General features: G+C 34.5%; 12 protein-coding genes, 1 pseudogene and 1 other annotated feature. Of the genes and pseudogenes, 8 read left to right on the forward strand and 5 right to left on the reverse strand.

The window, feature by feature from the left end:
* Positions 1-44: 44 nt before the first annotated feature.
* The 3 genes from TOL5_RS01140 to TOL5_RS22330 are packed head-to-tail and all read right to left on the reverse strand — an operon-like array spanning position 45 to position 656.
* On the reverse strand, positions 45-269 hold the full coding sequence (locus TOL5_RS01140; protein ID WP_005035236.1) for a hypothetical protein: 225 nt from the start codon (positions 267-269) through the stop codon (positions 45-47).
* A complete protein-coding gene (locus tag TOL5_RS22595) occupies positions 270-398 on the reverse strand; it encodes a hypothetical protein (RefSeq protein WP_009585514.1) in 129 nt (42 codons plus the stop codon).
* A 3-nt stretch (positions 399-401) separates the two neighbouring features.
* Positions 402-656, reverse strand: a complete 255-nt coding sequence (locus TOL5_RS22330; protein WP_080740844.1) for a hypothetical protein — start codon at positions 654-656, stop codon at positions 402-404.
* Between the two features lie 512 nt (positions 657-1,168).
* Between TOL5_RS22330 and TOL5_RS22335 the strand changes: the two are divergent.
* The 4 genes and pseudogenes from TOL5_RS22335 to TOL5_RS01155 all read left to right on the forward strand — a co-directional run.
* Positions 1,169-1,309: pseudogene (locus TOL5_RS22335) on the forward strand (hydrolase or metal-binding protein); the annotation flags it as partial.
* Between the two features lie 81 nt (positions 1,310-1,390).
* Positions 1,391-1,618, forward strand: a complete 228-nt coding sequence (locus TOL5_RS01145; protein ID WP_121774536.1) for an AlpA family phage regulatory protein — start codon at positions 1,391-1,393, stop codon at positions 1,616-1,618.
* Between the two features lie 171 nt (positions 1,619-1,789).
* Positions 1,790-4,549 carry an SNF2-related protein gene (locus TOL5_RS01150; RefSeq protein WP_228740305.1) on the forward strand — a complete coding sequence of 920 codons (2,760 nt, stop codon included), beginning with the start codon at positions 1,790-1,792 and terminating at the stop codon, positions 4,547-4,549.
* Between the two features lie 42 nt (positions 4,550-4,591).
* Positions 4,592-4,864 (forward strand): hypothetical protein, encoded by a 273-nt coding sequence (locus TOL5_RS01155; protein ID WP_106439006.1) that lies wholly within the window; start codon positions 4,592-4,594, stop codon positions 4,862-4,864.
* Between the two features lie 58 nt (positions 4,865-4,922).
* Here TOL5_RS01155 and TOL5_RS01160 read toward each other — a convergent pair whose 3' ends face one another.
* Positions 4,923-7,052 (reverse strand): nuclease-related domain-containing DEAD/DEAH box helicase, encoded by a 2,130-nt coding sequence (locus TOL5_RS01160; RefSeq protein WP_121774578.1) that lies wholly within the window; start codon positions 7,050-7,052, stop codon positions 4,923-4,925.
* 191 nt (positions 7,053-7,243) lie between these two features.
* On the opposite strand from TOL5_RS01160, the gene TOL5_RS01165 reads away from it, so the two are divergent.
* From TOL5_RS01165 to TOL5_RS01175, 3 genes are all read left to right on the forward strand, one after another.
* Complete coding sequence (locus tag TOL5_RS01165; protein WP_199934879.1) at positions 7,244-10,372, forward strand: site-specific DNA-methyltransferase; 3,129 nt, start codon at positions 7,244-7,246, stop codon at positions 10,370-10,372.
* A gap of 6 nt (positions 10,373-10,378) precedes the next feature.
* The gene (locus TOL5_RS01170; protein ID WP_121775128.1) at positions 10,379-13,801 is read left to right on the forward strand and encodes a DEAD/DEAH box helicase family protein; all 3,423 of its coding nucleotides are present in this window, start codon (positions 10,379-10,381) and stop codon (positions 13,799-13,801) included.
* A 68-nt stretch (positions 13,802-13,869) separates the two neighbouring features.
* Positions 13,870-15,291 (forward strand): DUF262 domain-containing protein, encoded by a 1,422-nt coding sequence (locus tag TOL5_RS01175; protein ID WP_228740306.1) that lies wholly within the window; start codon positions 13,870-13,872, stop codon positions 15,289-15,291.
* 36 nt (positions 15,292-15,327) lie between these two features.
* Here the strand turns inward: TOL5_RS01175 and TOL5_RS01180 are convergent.
* A protein-coding gene (locus tag TOL5_RS01180) for an IS3 family transposase (protein WP_221260599.1) occupies positions 15,328-16,547 on the reverse strand; the annotation gives its coding sequence in 2 pieces (ribosomal slippage) (positions 15,328-16,271 and positions 16,271-16,547; 1,221 coding nt in all).
* Positions 16,153-16,272 (reverse strand) — a sequence feature (AL1L pseudoknot). (Overlaps the previous gene by 120 nt.)
* On the opposite strand from TOL5_RS01180, the gene TOL5_RS01185 reads away from it, so the two are divergent.
* A complete protein-coding gene (locus tag TOL5_RS01185) occupies positions 16,547-17,071 on the forward strand; it encodes a DUF1524 domain-containing protein (protein WP_228740307.1) in 525 nt (174 codons plus the stop codon). The genes TOL5_RS01180 and TOL5_RS01185 overlap by 1 nt on opposite strands.
* The last annotated feature ends 2 nt before the right edge of the window (positions 17,072-17,073 follow it).

Genomic DNA, 17,073 nt, shown 5'->3' on the forward strand with positions numbered 1-17,073 from the left:
TTCTCCTTTTTAGTTTTTTATCAATAGCTGATCAACGCTAAAGTTTATTTAGGCTTGAGCAGTAATCCGCCCACAATCAAAAGAATCAGTACACCACCAATAAATTTACCCACAGAAGGAAACATCACCGCAGGCCAAATCACGCCTTGCCCTAAATGGTAGGCAAATGATTTATAGCTTTGTGATCCCCAATAGTTTTGGTAGAGGGCAAATAGTAAGCCAATGATGAAGTAGCCACGAATGAGCCAAGATGTAATGGATGTATTCATTTATTTTCCCCCAAGTGCAAATTTAAGAAGTAGGTAAAACAGTCCAAACATGATCATCAAGCCGATAAAGGGAAGCCCTAGAAAACAGATGATCACGATCACACAAACGATTGCTGCTATCGTTCTCATGACTTACTCCCTCAAGCATTGCAGACCGCTTTGCATCAAGTCGTATTGAAATGATTCGCTCTGAGTCAGTGTGTAGAGGTTGTTCTTTAAACTGTCTTCTCCGTATTTGCTTTCGAGTTTTTTATAGGCGCATTTGCATGCACTGCGGTCCATACCTGTAGACTGACAGCCACTGATAAACTCGCGTTCTGATTTACTGGCGCAACCGAGTGTCAGGAGTGAACAGGTGATGATTAAAATTGAAGTGTGAATGTTCATCATTCTCTCTCTTTTATTGTTGTGGTTATTTTTTAAATTTAGATTCAGCGATTTGATCAAATTCAAGGCGTAGCTTGCCTGTCCAAAGAGCAGTTATGCCTTTAGATCAATCTAAGCTGAAATAAAATCTATAAATTTTGCCAAAGGCAGGGGATATGCCTAAAACGTTTTTGAGAAAGGAATAAAAATAAGAAATGCTTTGTCATGGTTGACTCCTTAGGTTAAAGAAGTCCTGCCGAATCACTGTCAATTGATTATGGTGGCAGAACGAAAAGGGGTTGACAGACTGAACCTAAGAATCAGCACACCCGAAGGTGTCCCCCTCCCGTTCTACCGCAGAGGGAGCACGAGAACTCACACCAAAAGATGAACTCTTTTAGTGCTCTTAGGAAACGGTCTGTCAAAACCGACTGACAATGTAGGTCAGCAGTTGAATGATAAGTTTTGGGGTGGGTTTAGTCAATTGGGGTTTTTTGGGGGGCTTAAGGATTATGTGATTGATGTTAATTTAAGTAAATGAGTTTTATACGGATGAGCTTGTTGAATCTGAACAAACTCAGCCTGAGCTAAAATCTAAAGTTAAAATTAAGCTCGATCATGGGGATGGTTTTGTACGAAATATTCAGCAGGGAAGTGTGAGGGCGGTGAACTGAATGAGCTCAAAGGTTAAAAAATTATAGACTTTGGGGTTATTTGAGCAGTAGCGCTCGCATTACAGATTAGGAGTAAACATCATGAATGCGTTTGTTGGTCAGACTTTTCAGATGAATCAGATTATCAATATTAAAGAAGTGATTCAATTCACAAGTATCAGTCGGGCAAAAATCTATGAAATGATCAATGTGGATTCAAAGTACTACAATGCAAGTTTCCCAAAACCAGTGCGCTTAAGTGAATCACGCATTGGTTGGGTGGCTTTAGAAGCCCATCAATGGATTGAAGGTAAGATACAAAGCCGATAAGTGTGGGGGCGAAAGCTCCCTTATTTTTTTATTCTTTTAATAACAAGAATAGGTTGGTATATTCAATCTACATACAAATTTAATTTTATAACAATGCTATATACTAACCACCAAATAAAATATTTTGCATGGGAAATTACAAAAAAGCGCTCGGCATCTGACGTTGATCGTTTGTCTCAGTCATTGTTTGATGCTCAGGTCGATGTAAATCCCCATCAAATTGAAGCTGCACTTTTTGCTTTGAATAACCCACTGAGCAAAGGTGTTGTTCTTGCAGATGAAGTTGGCTTAGGTAAAACTATTGAAGCAGCACTTGTACTTTGCCAATATTGGGCAGAGCGACGTCGAAATTTATTGATTATTTGCCCTGCATCTTTACGTAAACAATGGGCACAAGAATTACAAGATAAGTTCAATTTGCCTACGCAAGTTTTGGATTTGAAAACTTGGAATATAGCACGCAAAGAAGGTGTTTATGATCCATTTAAAAATGGGAAGATTTCCATAATTTCCTATCCTTTTGCAAATCGAATGGAACATGCTTTGGTACAAATTCCTTGGGATTTGATAGTGATAGACGAAGCACATAAATTACGTAATGCTCATCGTTCAAGTAATAAAATTGGGAATAGTCTTAAGCGCTCTTTGGTAGGTAAGAAAAAGTTATTGTTAACAGCAACTCCATTGCAGAACACCTTAATGGAGCTTTATGGGTTAAGTACTATTATTGATGAGCACTTATTTGGTGATGAGAAGGCATTCCGTTCAAGATATGTGGTTGATGGAGATATTCAGGCACTTAAAAAAAGAATTCAGCAATTTATGCAAAGGACCTTGCGTAAAGATGTTTTGGAATATGTTCCATATACTAATCGTCATGCTTTAACCGTCCCATTTACACCTACGGATGATGAACAAAGTTTATATAATTCAATAAGTGCGTATTTACAACGGGAAGTTAGTTATGCATTTCCACAACAACAAAAACATTTAATATCCATCGTGTTGAGGAAGCTTTTAGCATCTTCTACACCTGCTGTGATTGCAACTTTAGAAGCCATTCAGATGCGTCTAAAAAAACTACTTGAGCAACAAACTTTAGATGAAGATTGGTTAAGTAATTTTATTCTTGATGAAGATATGGATGAAGAGTTACTGGATGACATGGATGATGAAGAAAGTCATGAGCAAATTGATACGAGTTTGATTAAATCTGAAATTGCAGAAATTGAACGTTATATACAACAAGCTTATAAAATTAAAGATGATAGTAAAACATTTGCATTGCTTTCAGCCATAGAGCAAGGGTTTGCCAGAATGTTTGAAATGGGTGCCAAGCGCAAGGCTGTAATTTTCACAGAATCAAAGCGTACACAGGAATACTTAATTTCATTCTTAGAAGCGCGTGGGTATAACGGAAAAGTAATTGGATTTAATGGGAGTAATACATCACCAGTAAATACAGGTATTTACCAAAAGTGGTTGGGTAAATATATGGGCAGCCATCATGTTACTGGTTCTCCTGCAATTGATCGACGTACGGCTTTGATTGATTTCTTCAAAAATGATGGAGAAATATTGATTGCGACTGAAGCAGCTGCGGAAGGGGTAAATTTACAATTTTGTTCATTGGTCATTAACTATGACTTACCTTGGAATCCGCAACGTGTAGAGCAAAGGATTGGGCGATGTCATCGTTATGGACAGGAGTTTGATGTTGTCGTTGTGAATTTTTTAAATGAAAGAAATGAAGCGGATCAAAGAGTTTTAGAATTACTTAAAGATAAGTTCCAATTGTTTGATGGTGTGTTTGGTGCTTCGAATGATATTTTAGGAACAGTTGAAAGTGGTATTAATTTTGAAAAACGGATTTCTGAGATTTATGATCAGTGCCGTAGCTCGGAAGAAATCGGGCGAAGTTTTAAACAGTTACGAGATGAGCTTGAAGAGCAAATCAATGAAAAAATGAAGCATACTCAAGAATTATTACTTAAGCATTTCGATGCAAATATTCATGATTTGTTAAAGATTCAAAAAGAAAGGGCTGAGCTTCAGTTGGATAAAATTAGTCGGTTGTTTTGGCAGTCGACAAAATATATTCTTGAAAAATTTGCTAAATTTCAAGATCATAATCTAAGTTTTGATTTAACTAAATCTCCAGTTTTGAATGCACCTTCAGGAAAGTATCAACTTATACGCAAAGGTGAGAGAATCCCTGAAAATACATTCATTTATCGTTTGACTCATTCTCTTGGTGAATTTGTTTTAGATAATGCCAAAGGATTACAAACACTGAAACAATTTATTCAGTTTGACTATAGCCAATATGGTCAAAAGGTAACGCTACTAGAGAATTTAAAAGGACAACAAGGTTGGTTATCTATTACGGTATTGAGTCTGGATTCTTTTCAAGAAGAAGAGCATATTGTCATCACAGCAATGACTGATGATGGTAAGGTTTTAGATGTAGATTTGTGTGAGCGTTTGCTTCAAGTCAATGCAACAGTATTGGCTGATGTGGTAGAGCAGATTCCTGAGTTATTTCAGGCAAATATTGATAAACAGTATCAAGTTGCATTGAGCCATGCTTTGGAGTTGAATGATGAGTTTTTCAAAAAGGAACGGGACAAACTAGAACAGTGGGCAGAGGATAGTTTGCTTGCTGTGGAGAAAATGCTTGAGGATGTGAAGTTAAAAATATCCAGTCTTAAACGAGAATCTCGCAAAGCACCTGATATTGAGACAGAAAAGAAATTGCAAGAAGAAATACAAAAAACTGAAAAAGAAAAACGACGCATGCGACAGCAGGTTTTTGATGTTGAAGATGAAATCGCAGATAAGCGTGATGCAATGATTGATGCATTGGAGCAAAGACTACATCGCTCAAGTAAAGCTGAAAACTTATTTGTAGTTAAGTGGAAAGTTATTTAAAGTATAGTTAAATTATTGATAATTTTAAGGTAGATAGTGGAAATGGGTATTTGGGATAAGTTGCATAACTTTGCAACTACATGTAATGAATTATCTTCTAAACTTGAAGAAAAAACAGCAAAGCTGGCTGAAAATGCTAAAAACTATGCTGAAGAAGAACGAGTTAAGGATTTTTATAAAATTAAAGATCAACTGATTGAAATCAATAAAAAACAGAAAGAAGTAGGTATTGAAGAAACAACAATTTTTGACTTCTTTAAAGATCGTCCCGAATATGCAGATTTATTAGAGTTAGAGCGAAATAAACAGAATTAAAATTTAATTTAACTAAAAGCGAATAGAATTCCAAAAAATTCTATTCGCTCTATACGTTTTAAGAAAGTTGTTTCTCAAAGAAGTTTTTATATACGTTGCTAGTATCTAAATCAATGATATATAAGTTATTTGCTGCTCTTGTCAGTCCAGCATAAACAATTTCTGGACTATCATTAGGTTGAATGATAAGAAAAGTAGTATCAGCTTCAAAACCTTTAAAGCTATGAGTGGTTGCAATCTTCATTAAACCGGAATTGGCATTAAAATGTCTTTTTTTGAGTTTACGAAACTCATCTAGGGCTTTTAATTTCTGTCTTGCTGTATTTTTCATATAACTCGTTAATTTTTGGATATCAGAGCGAATATGGTTAATATCAGATGGATGACAAGAATGTAGTTTTTCTTCTAATTGAGCTTTCTTTTTTAGAAAAGTTTCAACTTTTCCATCAAAATTTTTTTGAATGATTTCATATTCACTAGGTGTCTCAAAAGTGCTATCCGTTCTCTGAAACTTAAAATTATTTTGTAGGTTTCTTAAAAAATCAATTTTTGAAGAAAGGATAGCAATATCGTTTGGACTTATACTTAACGTTTGAAATGTCTGAACAATAAAGTCATAGGTTGCTTGAACGCTATCTGCCAGAGGAATTTGTAAATACTTTTTATCTGAAAATGAAAAAGCTAAGTTTTCAATAATGTCATGCTCTAATTGGTCTGGATATTCCTTTAGAAAAGTATCTTTATATGCATTACAGAGATCAGCAAAAGCTTTATCATCTTGTCTATGTGAGATTTTTAAATTTTTCCAATGACCAAATCCACGTGTAACAGGATAATCCTGCTTATTAATTAGCCTATTATAAATATTTTGATTTTGATCACCAAATAATACCATCTCCCCATCTTCTGCTAAGAAGTTGGAAAGTATGATTTCTAACCACTCTACTTCAAAATCTTGAACTTCATCAATAAAAATAGTTTGGTACTTTATTGGCTTTTCATTCGCTTCTTTAAACAGATCTGTTTTAAATACTTTTTCAAAAAAATCATCTAAAACTTGTTTTTCATCTCGGGCATTTTTTTCAATTTCAAATAAATCTTTGCTTGATAAACCAATAATTTCAGCATTTGATTTTTCTTGAAAGTCTAAGTCAAAAATTTCATTATTTTCAAAGTCTTCAAGATCTTCATCTTGATCACCTGATGTTGGAAAAGGAATGCCTAAATTGTTAAGTTGGGATTTAAAAAAATAATGATAGTTGCTGATTTCAATTGATTTATTGTCAAATTCTAAATCATTAAAGCGAAATGCTTTTTTAATTTTATCACGTATTAGGTTTCGAAGAGCTAAGTTATATGTCAACACTAGCACAGTACTATTGTGTCGCTTAAATGCACGAGCAGCTTTTTCGGCTAGTAATGTTGTTTTTCCGCTACCAGCAACACCTCGAATTTTCATTTTTGTATTTGGAATACTATCAAGTAATTTATTTTGATATTTATCAAATGTGTAGTAATGACCTTGTTCTTCTAAGTGCTTTGGGGGAATTAAAATTTTCGTAAAATCATCATAAATATGATCTTGAAATATTGGATTTTTTTTAAGATTATTTATTTTTGTTATTAAACTAGAGATATTGTCTTGAGCAAACGTATTAAATTTGTCCCGTTCTAGTTGGTATTTTTTTGAACTGTATCTTTGCCCATTTGCTGAATTTATAAGTTGTTTTACTTCATTTATAGGACGGTCATAGAGTGCAGATAATCTATCTTTTGTCGTAGTATGTAAATATACAAAGCATTGAATTGTTTTATAAAAGTTAGAATTTAATATATTTGAAAAACCTAATGAGGGTATATGGAGTTCAAATAAATGCGACTTATATTTGAATGCTTGTTGCATTGGTGCGCTAGTTCTTATTTTTGGATTGTGATTTGTGCGCCAATGATTATTTTTATCAATAAAATAATTTGACATGTCCCAGTCTTTGACTTCGATAATAATTGCACCATGCCCTTTTTTTAAAATCAAGAAGTCGGGACGATCTCCATCAAGATAAGGATTGAAATAAACATCAAATGTGTCATCTAATTCTTGTGCAAGCCTATTTAAAAGAAATGATTCACCTTCAGTTGGCTTGACTGTGAGTTGATCAATAATTTCTAAGCTTGGGAAAAAATTAGCCATATGAGTGTTAATTTGGTGTAAATTGTTAATATATAACATTTATTTTTATTTTTATCAATGATTTGGCAACTTTAAAACTGTGGTTGAACATCTAAAAATACTATAAAATACTCGCCGATTTTGCTTTTGCAAATTTAACTCGCTTCACCAGAATCTATTGATCATAAGGTTTTGAAAAATAGGAAATATTTATGAGTACTCAGTTTTCTGCACTTGTTTCTAAACTGAAAGAGATTTTTCAAATCAATCGTCCTGATTTAGATTTTGGGGTTTATCGCATTTTAAATGCACGTAGTGCCGAAATTGCTGAGTTTTTGGATAAGCGTTTAAAAACCAAAGTAGAGCAATATCTTGGCGAAGCAAAGTCGAGTCTTGATGAAAATGTTTTAAAAGAATTAGAAGCTGAGCTGAAAGCAGAATTTGGTAAACGTGCTTTTAATGAGCAAGGACAACTCATTGATGCTGAAGCAATTGAAAGTGCATTAGGTCAAAAATATATTGCTCTAACCCAAGCTGATGCACATGAAATGACAGATCAGTCACAAGTGTATAGTCATTTACTCACATTCTTTAGTCGTTATTATGATGATGGTGACTTTATTAGCCAACGTCGTTATAAGGGTGATACCTACGCTATTCCTTACTCTGGTGAGGAAGTCATGTTGCATTGGGCAAACAAAGACCAGTACTACACCAAGTCTGGTGAGATGTTTAGCAACTATCGTTTTAAGTTGAACGATGAGCGTTCAGTTTTATTCCGTTTGGTGAGTGCAGATACAGCGCGTGAAAACCGTAAAGATAATGATAAAGACCGTCGCTTTATTATTGTGACAGAACCAAAGACCTTTATTCGTATCGATGAAGAAGGTGAAGAGTTTGAGGAAACAATCGTTCCGTTCTCTATTCAAAATAATGAACTGACTATTCTTTTTGAATATGCAACCTTACCTAAAGGCTCTAAGCAAGAAACACTAAATACGGAATCGTATAACAAAATTGTGAGTGCAGATGTTTTAACTGCTGACTGGCTAAATGATTTAGTACAACTTGCACCGACAGAAAAAGAACCAAAGCGTACAGTGTTGCAAAAGCACTTGAGTACTTATACACAAAAGAACACAGCAGATTATTTTATTCATAAAGACCTAGGTAAATTTTTGCGTCATGAGCTTGATTTTTATATTAAAAATGAAGTGATGCACTTAGATGATGTGGTGAGTACCGATCAATTTATTCAAATTGAACGCCAACTCAGTATTATTAAATGTTTACGCCAAATTGGTTTAGAGATTATTAGTTTCTTAGCTTCACTAGAAGATTTTCAGAAAAAGTTATGGCTAAAGAAAAAGTTTGTCGTAAGTGCAGAGTATTGCATTACTTTAGACCGAGTGGACGAGTCTTTATATCCTGAAATTGCTGAAAACACTGCGCAATGGCAACAATGGGAAGATTTAGGCTTTAAAGGTACAGATACAGGTTGGGGAACGGTTGATTATTTAAAACAGCATCAAGCCTTAATGGTGGATACGTCACTATTTAGCTTAGAGTTTAAAGCAAAGCTTTTACAAAAAATTGATGACTTAGATGCTCAAACTGACGGTTTGATTATTCATGGCGATAATTTTCAAGCTATGAATTTAATTAAAGAAAAATATAATTCTAAAGTTTCAGTAGTCCATATTGACCCTCCTTACAATACCGAAACAAGTGGTTTTTTGTACAAGAATTCATTTAAATCTTCAAGTTGGTTAGCGATGATGGAAAATAGAATTTCTATTTCTTCAAAGTTAACGGTAGAGGATGTGGTTTATTTGGTCCACATAGATGAAAATCAATATGAAAACCTTTCAAAATTATTGAGCTCAACTTTTGCAGAAGATCTTGGAACTCTTATTTGGGATAAAGGATCACCAGTGACGGGTGCGAATGGTTTAGCATATCAGCATGAATACATTTGTTGTTATGCAAATATTCAAAAACCTTTAAAAATTAAAAAAGAAAATTTAAAGGAGATGATAGAAAAATCAATAAAAATATTTTCTATGTCAAAAGATTTAGAAGAAATTAATAAAAAATGGCGTGAATGGTTGCGAGGTAATAAAAAGCTATCACCTGCTGAAAATATTTATAATTCAATTGATAATAAATGTAGAATTTTTCGTTCTGCTGATATGACAGCAACTGATTTTAGAACTAATGAGAAGTTTCATATTCCTTTAATTCATCCAATTACAAATAAAGCATGCCCAGTACCTAAAAATGGTTGGAGGTATACTCCAGAATCTTTAAAAAAATTGTTAGATGATGATGTCATTTTATTTGGTGAAGATGAAAGTAAAATTCCTAGGAAGAAAGTATTCTTAACTGATAATCCAGATAATCAAATGTCATCAATACTGCGGAGTGGATATAGAGGTAAACCTGAATTAGATAGATTAGGGGTAATTTTCCCATTTGCTCATTCAACAGCATTTTATAAAATACTTATTGATTTAAATGACAAACAGGATCTGATATTAGATTATTTTGGTGGCTCTGGTACATCTGCACATGCAGTAATTGAATTAAATAGAGAAGATGACGGGTTGCGAAAATATATTCTGGTAGAGCAGGGAGAATATTTTAATACGGTATTAAAACCACGTATCCAAAAAGTCATTTATTCAGCAGATTGGAAAGATGGTAAACCAACCAATCCTGAGTCTGGTATTAGTCACTGCTTAAAAGTTGTGAAACTGGAAAGTTATGAGGACACTTTAAATAACTTGGAGTTGGTACGTAAAGGCGCACAGCAAACTCTTTTAGCAGATCAACAAGCTTCAACGAAACCAGAAGATCAACAAGCCTATAACGATTATTTAATGCACTACATGCTTGAACTAGAAAGCAAAGATTCATTGCTTAATGTGAAAGACTTCCTTAAGCCATTTAGTTATCAAATGAATATTACAACCGATAGCGCAGGTGCGTTTGAACGTAAAAATATTGACTTGGTTGAAACCTTTAACTATCTCATTGGACTAAATGTTCAAGAAGCAGATTATCAGTTAGACAAAGGCTATGTGCAAATCACAGGTAAACTACGTACAGGTGAATACACGACAGTTTTGTGGCGTGACTGTGAAAAGATTGGCTATGCAGAGCTCGATCAATTACTTGCAAAACTTAAAATTAATCCAAACGATGGCGAGTACCAGTTGATTTATATCAACGGTGATCACAACGTAGCAAGCAAATACACCACCAAAGAGGGTGAAGAAAAGCAACTCAAGGTCCGTTCAATTGAACAAATCTTCTTAAAAAATATGTTTGAGGAGTAATGCACTGTGGCAAAGGCTCCTAAAGCAAAAACGAAAGCGATTAAAGTCAATTTCCACGAGCAATTGATTTTAAATAAATGGTTGTGGTCGAAGTTTAATCCGAATCGTTTGGAAGGCATGAAACAACAGCTTGATTATCCTCAGTTTGAGGGAATTGAGCATGAAGGTGATAATGCAGGGCAAACGAAATTCTTTAGTGTGATCAGCAATACTTTGTTTAACAAACAGGTTGTAGATATCGATGTTCTACGTCGCTATGACTTAAACATTGTGAAGCACTGGCAAAAGATCACTGAAAAACGTAATGAAATAGAAGGGCATGTTTTAAATCTAAAATATTTCCAATACCTTTCATTGCTGTTTACAGAACTGTATTTAGATCAATATTTTAATCATCAAGCGGACATGCTCAATGAGCTGAATGTTGAACTTGAACAATATAATGATGACCAGAAAATTGATGCAGATCAATTTCAGCAGTATTTGCCTGAAGACCTAAATAAAATTGGTTATTGGAATGCAACAGGTAGCGGTAAAACACTGCTCATGCATGTCAATATTTTGCAGTATTTAGACTATTTCCAACATCAAAATGGCGACAGCACTTATCCAGACCAAATCATTTTACTTACACCGAATGAAGGTTTGAGTGAACAACATTTGCAAGAACTTACTGACTCAGGTTTTCAAGCGACCTTGTTTGATAAACAGAAGAGTCGAAATAGCTTGTATCGTGATGAAATTCAAATCATCGATATGAATAAGCTGAGTGATAGCGATGGTGATAAAACCGTTGCGACGATGAGCTTGGAAGGCAAGAATCTGGTTCTGATCGACGAAGGGCACCGTGGTACGAGTAGTAGCGCAGGTGCTTGGATGGAGCGACGAGATATTCTTACTAAAGATGGTTTTAGTTTTGAGTACTCGGCTACCTTTGGTCAAGCTGTAAGTAAGGCAGACAACGTTTATAAACGCTTTGAAGATGCAAAAAAACAGAAAGCCAAAATGCTGTATGGTGTAGCGATTAATAAGCTGACTGAAGAACAGAAAAAAAATATTCAGCTTGATGAATTAGAACAGCAAAAATATCGTCGGGAAGCACTACGAGAAGTCTATGCTAAAAGTATTTTGTTTGATTATTCATACAAATATTTCTATGCAGATGGCTATGGTAAAGAAGTCAATATTCTGAACATGAAAGAATATCATGAAGATGATGAGCGCAATCTATATCTTACAGCTTGCCTACTTTCATTTTACCAACAACAGTATTTGTTTAAAAAGAATCAGGCAAAACTTGCCAAGTTTAATATTGAAAAACCACTGTGGGTATTTGTCGGAAATAAAGTCAATGATGATGACTCTGATATTTTAGCCATTGTGAAATTCTTGGCTGACTTTTTAGATGCCTCTCGTAAGAGCAAGGTGATTGGTTGGCTGCATGACTTAATTACTAATACATCTCGTTTGGTTGATCCTAAAGGAAACAATATTTTTGCCAATCGATTTGCACCTTTACATGGTCAAAATGCAACTGATCTTTACCAAGATATTTTAAAAAGCTTTTTTAATGCTACAACCAATCAACGTTTGAATGTAGTGCGTATCACGGCGAATAAAGGTGAGTTGCGTTTACAGGTGGGGGAATGTACTCCTTTTGCTGTTATTAATGTCGGTGATGAAAAAGGCTTATACGATAACTGTGATGAATCGAGCAAAACACATTATTTAAATGCGCGTACTGATGATTTTGCGGAGTCATTATTTCCGACATTAAATAATGATGATAGTGAAACACATCTTCTGATTGGTTCACGTAAATTTACTGAGGGGTGGAGTAGCTGGCGTGTCTCGACCATGGGCTTATTGAACATGGGGACTGGTGAAGGCGCACAGATTATTCAGCTCTTTGGTCGTGGTGTGCGTTTAAAAGGTGAGAACTTCTCTTTAAAACGAACACCAAGAGAAATTTATAGTAAGGCTGAATATAAAGGTCTGCATTTAGATTTGATGCAAACTATTAATATTTTTGGTTTACGTGCTGACTACATGGAAAAATTCCGCGATTATCTAAATGATGAAGGCATTATCCTGAATCAAGATTTAGTCACATTGGATTTTCCAACCAATAAAATTCAAGCGCCTCGCTTAAAAACACTGACCTTGAAAGATGGCTATAAAGATAATCAAGCCAATGGTTTTAAGGCTCAGTTAAAACTATCGATGTTTGAGATTCCAAAACAGTACGAAGGTAAAATTAAAAAACCTTTTGTCGTTTTGGATTTGTATCCTCGCTTGCAAGCCTTTCATACCGATAAGTCAAAGCGTCAAACAGATGTTAGAGACAAACGCCAAGAGCATGAGATTTCACCAAAAATCATGTGTATGTTTGATTTTGATGAAATTTACTTGCAACTTCAGCAATATAAGTTCCAGCGTGGATATAGCAACCTACAGTTGAACGTTGATGATTTACAGGAGTTTTGTCTAAGAAATATCAAATCGTCTAAGGAAGACTGGTATAAGCTTTTGGTCGATGGATCAGAATTATCTAATGATGTAGGTGGAATTAAAAAACAGCAAGCGATTCTAACGGAGCTTTTACAATCCTATATGGATAAGTTCTATCATGCTATTAAGAATGCCTATGAAGGGCAGTTTTATGAAGTGACTGAATTTAGCTTAGATGATAAAGATTTACCTGTGCAAATTTGTGAGCAATATACGCTCACAGCGAAAGAAGGTAAAAATAATGAAGCTCAAGAAGTATTTGACCGATTAGAAAAGTTGAAAGACTTGGTTGCCAAAGGTGATGTTGAAAAACTGGTACCTTGGAAAGAAGACGGAAGCTTCAGAGCAATTACATTTGATCGTCATTTGTTTTATCCATTATTGGATAAAAAGGATGAAAATCTTCCGTTTACATGGTCGCCAATGCTATTTGACTATACGAGTCACACGCAAAGTAGTGAAGTAAAGTTTGTTGTAGATTTACAGGCTTATATCAATACACCAGATGCCAAGGAAATCTTGAAAGATCATGAACTCTATTTGTTGCGTAATGCTGATAATAAGTATCGTGGACTGGGTTTTGCCTTAGCTGGTAATTTTTACCCTGACTTTTTATTGTGGCTAGTGAATAAACAAACAGGACAGCAATATTTAACTTTAGTAGATCCTAAAGGCATTCGAAATATGAATCATGACGATGCTAAAATTGAGCTCTATAAAGAGATTAAAAATATTGAGTCTAAACTTGAGCATTCTGACTTTACATTAAATAGTTTTATTTTGTCTATTACACCAATGAAAGACATTTTAAATAACTCACTTTCTGAAGATGAATTTTCTGAGAAGAATGTTTTATTTATGGTTGGTAATGGAACAGCATATCTTGAGAAAATGTTAAAAAAAATACTTCAATTATAGATTGAAGTATTCTGAATTCTTAAAAATTATACAAAATTAATTTAATATATTGCTTCAAAGGGGGAGTTATGTCTGGACAATATGAAAAACCGTTGACGATAAAAGAAGCTGTAAATGCTATTCAATCAAATGACTTTTTATTACCTGCAATTCAGAGAAAATTTGTTTGGACAAGTAATCAAATTTGTCAGCTATTTGATTCAATCCTAAGAGGATATCCTATAAATTCATTCATGATGTGGGAAATTACCGACTCTGAAATTAAAAAAAATTATAAATTTTATGAGTTCTTAACAAAATATTGTCAGCGATTTAATGAGGAAAACCCTCATATTGAAATTAATGCGAGTAGTAAAAACTTTAAGGCAATTATTGATGGTCAACAAAGATTAACATCATTATATATTGGTTTATGTAGTACTTATGCTTATAAACAGCCAAGAGTATGGTGGCCAACAGCTTATGATGAAAGTGTTTTACCACCACGTAAATTGTATTTAGATTTATCTCAACCTTTAGATGATGATGAGTCAATGATGCACTATAACTTTAAATTTTTAACTGATATTCAGTTTGAACAATTGAATAACTTAGGTATTAAAAATTGGTTATGTCTGCATGATGTACTAAATATGCCTAATGTAGATTTAGCTGATGCGATATTAAAAGTAGTTTTTCCAGAGTTGGCACGTAGAAATTTATCTACAAACAGTTTTGCTTCTGAAACTCTTTTGAAGTTGTATATGGCTGTTCATAAAGAACAATTGATTCATTATTTTAATGAAAAAAGTCAAGAAGTTGATCATGTATTAGACGTGTTTATTCGGACAAATAGTGGTGGGACAAAGTTAGCTTTCTCGGATTTGCTAATGTCTATTGCTGTCGCGAACTGGGATGGTGACTTCAGAAAAGAAATTGAGAATTTAACAAATTGGATTTATCAGTCACAAGATTTGGGTTTTTATATTGAGAGAGATTGGATATTAAAAACTGCACTAATGCTGATAGATGAAGATGTCCGTTTTAAAGTAAAAAATTTTACAACTGAAAGAGTACAACAAATTCAAATCCAATGGGAGCCAATAAAAGATTGCATAAAAGAAACTTTTAAACTGATTAGAAAGTTTGGGGTGAATGCTCAATCTTTAACATCTAAAAATGCTGTAATACCAATTTGCTATTATTTATATCAAAAACGTGATGAATTTGGTAAACCATTATATTTAACAATTAATGATTTATCTAAACAAACTGAGCAAAGAGACAAAATTAGCCAATGGTTCTATATGGTGCTTTTAAAAGGAGTGTTTGGTGGTCAAGCTGATTCTATTATTTCAAGTATGAGACGAGTGATTAGAACTAACTTGTTAGAGCCATACTTTCCTTTGGAAAAAATTATTAAGGCTTACGAAGCTACAAATAAAGATTTACGCTTCGATGATGCATATATTGAGAATATGCTGAATATTCAATACGGAGAAACGCGTTGAACCGTACCGGGTTTGTCGGAGAGTTTTTTATTTAAGTTAGGCCACCTGACCTAACGGGTTAATCTTATCATAGTACATTGCTTCAAAATCAAAAGGTGATACATAACCTAGTGCACTATGTACACGCTCTTTATTGAACCAATCTACCCAATTTAGTGTCGCAAGTTGTACATCTGCTAAACCTTGCCAATCTGCTTTTAGATATTCAATCACCTCTGTTTTGTATAAGCCATTCACCGTTTCAGCCAAAGCATTATCGTATGAATCACCAGTCGTACCGACTGATGCTCGTAAATTTGCTGCTTCTAAACGATTGGTATAGCGAATGGAAAGATATTGCACACCTCTGTCGGAATGATGAATCACATTCTTTGGCATGCCTCGATCATGCAATGCTTGCTCTAATGCATCGAGCACCATATCTGTATTCATTCGTGTAGATACTTTCCATCCAACAATTGCTCGTGAGAACACATCAATAATAAATGCAGTATAAACCCAGCCTGAATTTGTTTGAATATACGTAAAGTCACTCACCCACAGTTGGTCAGGATGATCAGCAGTAAAATTACGTTTCACTAAATCATCTGCTCGTTTTTGGTCATCTCGGCTACGGGTGGTTTGTTTGTTCTTACCACGCCAAACACCTTGTATACCTAGCTTTTGCATCAATCGAGCAACTGTACAACGTGCAATAACATAACCCTCACGTTTCAATTTTTGCCAAACTTTACGTACACCATATCGACCTGAACTTTCTTTCCAAATACGTTTGATTTGCTCTGCATGATGCAAATCATGCAGAGCACGTTTCGCTCGATGTTCTGGGTTATCAACGAGATCTAAAGCCCGATAATAGGTCGAAGCTGCAATCGGTAAAATTCTACAAATCGCCTCGACTCCGTACAGCTCTTTATTATTATGGATAAAATCCACCATTATTTGTGTGGGCGGTCGAGCTCCGCCTGGGCGAAAAAAGCGGCTGCTTTGCGTAGAATCTCATTGGCGCGTTGCAGTTCTTTATTTTCGCGTTCGAGTTGTTTGATACGTTCTTGGTCTGAAAGCTGCTGTACTTTGATTGGATTCTGTTGATTCAAATACTTCTGATGCCAGGAACGTAGTGTTTCAGGAGTACAGCCAATCTTAGGTGCAATTGCTGTGATTGCAGCCCAATTCGATGGATAATCTTTTTCAGATTCAATCAATAATTGAATCGCTCTTTCTCTGATTTCAGGGGTATATTTTGGTTTTGTCATTGGGACATTCTCTCAAGAAAGTTGGTCTCCGACAAACCCGGTACGGTTCACGTTGTAGGGCAGTTTTACATCTGTTATTTCCAGAGTTGAAAGCAACCGAAATTTTCCATATAGATCATTTACATCCTCAAAAGCTTTTCACTAAGAAAAATATAACAAAGGTGGAAGACTTTACTGATGAACAAAAAATATTTTACATGAATGCTAATCATTGGAATTCTATTTCTAATTTACACTTATTAAATGATTCATTGAATCTTTCAAAAAGTGATCAGTCCTTAGAGGATTGGATTAAAAATAATAATAGCGGTTTTACAAATAAAGACTTACTTATTGATGATTCTATTTCACTGAGTTTTACATGTTTTGAAGACTTTTATAAAGCTAGAAGACAGGCATTAAAGCAACGGTTTGTTGAAAGAGTCTACATTCAGGATAATCAGCAAGAAACTAAGCCCGTTGATTTAGAACGGGATAATTATGATGATCTGGAAGTTGATGATGATGACTTATTAATTGCCTAGTT

The sequence above is a fragment of the Acinetobacter sp. Tol 5 genome, from assembly GCF_019702905.1.
Taxonomy (GTDB): Bacteria; Pseudomonadota; Gammaproteobacteria; order Pseudomonadales; family Moraxellaceae; genus Acinetobacter; species Acinetobacter bereziniae.